General features: G+C 52.3%; 3 protein-coding genes. 2 read left to right on the top strand and 1 reads right to left on the bottom strand.

Features of this window, described 5'->3' with window-relative positions; translation table 11 throughout:
- Positions 1–22: 22 nt before the first annotated feature.
- Positions 23–499, bottom strand: coding sequence for a hypothetical protein (locus A918_RS0111180; RefSeq protein ID WP_022711150.1), 477 nt, complete (start codon positions 497–499; stop codon positions 23–25).
- Between the two features lie 248 nt (positions 500–747).
- On the opposite strand from A918_RS0111180, the gene A918_RS0111170 reads away from it, so the two are divergent.
- The gene (locus A918_RS0111170; protein WP_022711149.1) at positions 748–1113 is read left to right on the top strand and encodes a DUF952 domain-containing protein; all 366 of its coding nucleotides are present in this window, start codon (positions 748–750) and stop codon (positions 1111–1113) included.
- Positions 1110–2149, top strand: a 1040-nt coding sequence (locus A918_RS0111165; RefSeq protein ID WP_022711148.1) for a quinone-dependent dihydroorotate dehydrogenase, incomplete at its 3' end; no start/stop codon positions are given. The genes A918_RS0111170 and A918_RS0111165, both read left to right, overlap by 4 nt.

Here is a 2149-nt window from a genome sequence, read left to right as displayed (position 1 = left end):
GGTTTTTTTTCTTTGGGAGAGATTATGTACGGTTCGGCACCGGTGCCGGTTCATCAAGGCTCTTGGCTACGCCCATGAAAGACCGCATGAAACGCTCCATATAGCCGAGTCCTTTTTCGAACTCTTCTTCACTTGGCAGGGAACTGCTGGCGACACCACTTTTTTCAAGCTTGGCGATACGCGCGGTCAGATCAGCAACCTGTTTTTCCAGAAGCACTGTGCGTTCATCACTGCTGAGCTGTGCCGGTTTGGTTTCAGCACATTCAATTTTACCGGCCTGTTCCTTACACAAAGCAAATTCACCGGTCTGGCGGTCAAGACGGATAATACCGGCTTCGGTTTTCTCCATAGAGTAGCGCTGCATATCCTGTGCCGGAGACGGGCTCATACCCCAAACCAGAGCCAGACCCGTGAGAGCCGAAAGAACGGCACTGCGTATGATAAGCTTGGATTTGTTTTCTTTTGCCACCGCAATCGCGATACCGGACCGGTTCTTCATCTGCCCACTCCTTTAATCTGTCTGGCTGGTATATGGGTTTTATCCAAGTATTTTCCAGTGCATCCTGTCAAAAACACAGAGCTGTCAAAACGCACTTTTGCTCATTTGCAAAAATGGCGTTAACCCTTTATTAAAATTTAGAGGTGGCTTGTGACTTAATTTTGTCTTAAAAGCTGCCGGATGCGCCAAACCGGCCAGATATATAAAATGTCTGAACAGCTTTTCCGTTCACAACAATAGCGTTTTTCATGTCAAACAGTGATCCGTCACACCATACCATCTACAAGATCGCCACGCGCGCCCAATGGGCAGACGCTGAAAAGGCAGGGCATTTTTCCGGTGCCCCTGTTGATTTACAGGATGGATATATCCACTTTTCCACCCATGACACGGTTGCCGAGACGGCTGCCAAGCATTTTGCCGGTCAGGATGACCTGCTGCTTGTGGCCGTTGATGCAAACCAGCTGGGCGATGAACTTCGCTATGAAATTTCCCGCGGCGGCAAAGCCTTCCCGCATCTCTACGCACATCTCCAGCTCACTGCGGTGCGCTGGGTGAAAGACCTGCCGCTCGACAGCGACGGCAAGCATCAGTTTCCGGAGCTTGAACAATGAGCGGTTTTTTTGAAAATATTGCCCGTCGCGCACTTTTTGCGATGGATGGTGAGCAGGCGCATGGCCTGTCGATTGCAGCGCTGAAAACCGGCGTTCTCTCCAGCCCTGCACCGCTTGACCCTGCTTTGCAGCAAACTATTGCCGGCCTCAAATTTACCAATCCGCTGGGTATGGCCGCGGGCTTCGACAAGAATGCCGAAGTGCCGGATGCACTGCTGAAACTCGGTTTTGGCTTTGCCGAAGTCGGCACCATCACGCCGCGCCCGCAGGCTGGCAATCCGAAGCCGCGCATCTTCCGCCTTGTGGAAGACCGTGCGGTGATCAACCGTCTGGGCTTTAATAATGAAGGCCATGAAGCGGCCTATAAACGCCTCAGCCAGCGCAACAGCTGCAGCAGCTGCGGTATTGTCGGCGTGAATATCGGCGCCAATAAAGACAGTGAAGATCGCGTGGCCGATTATGTGGCCGGTATTCACCGCTTCTACAGCGTAGCCAAATATTTCACCGCCAATATTTCTTCGCCGAACACACCGGGTCTGCGTGATCTGCAAGCCAAAGACAGCCTGCATATTCTCTTGGAGAAAGTTCTGGAAGCCCGCGATCAGGAAGCTGAAAAATGCACCCTGAAACGCCCTGTATTCCTGAAAATTGCACCGGATCTCACCGAAGAAGGTCTGGATGATATTGCCGAAGTGGCGCTTGCGCATCCGCTTGATGGCTTGATTATCTCCAACACCACTTTGTCGCGCACCAATCTGGTTAATCAGGTGGAAGCGAAAGAGACCGGCGGCCTTTCCGGTGCACCGATTTTTGAACGCTCGACTATTGTGCTTGCTAAAATGCGTCAACGCATCGGCAAAGCCATGCCGATCATCGGTGTCGGCGGTGTGGACAGCGGCGCAACTGCGCTTACCAAAATTAAAGCCGGTGCCGATCTGGTACAGCTTTATACCGGTATGATCTATCGCGGCCCGACTGTACCAAAAGAGATCGTCAAAGAACTCTCCGCATTGGTGAAGCAGGCTGGCGTCGCCAA

Origin of the sequence: Pseudochrobactrum sp. AO18b (assembly GCF_000409565.1) — a bacterium.
GTDB lineage: Bacteria > Pseudomonadota > Alphaproteobacteria > Rhizobiales > Rhizobiaceae > Pseudochrobactrum > Pseudochrobactrum saccharolyticum.
The sequence above is the reverse complement of the archived record's forward strand: the minus strand, read 5'-3'. Positions and strand labels throughout refer to the sequence as shown.

Coding starts and splice junctions, on each gene's coding strand:
- A918_RS0111170 (WP_022711149.1), top strand. CDS start 748: ATGTCAAACAGTGATCCGTCACACCATACCATCTACAAGATCGCCACG.
- A918_RS0111180 (WP_022711150.1), bottom strand. CDS start 499: ATGAAGAACCGGTCCGGTATCGCGATTGCGGTGGCAAAAGAAAACAAA.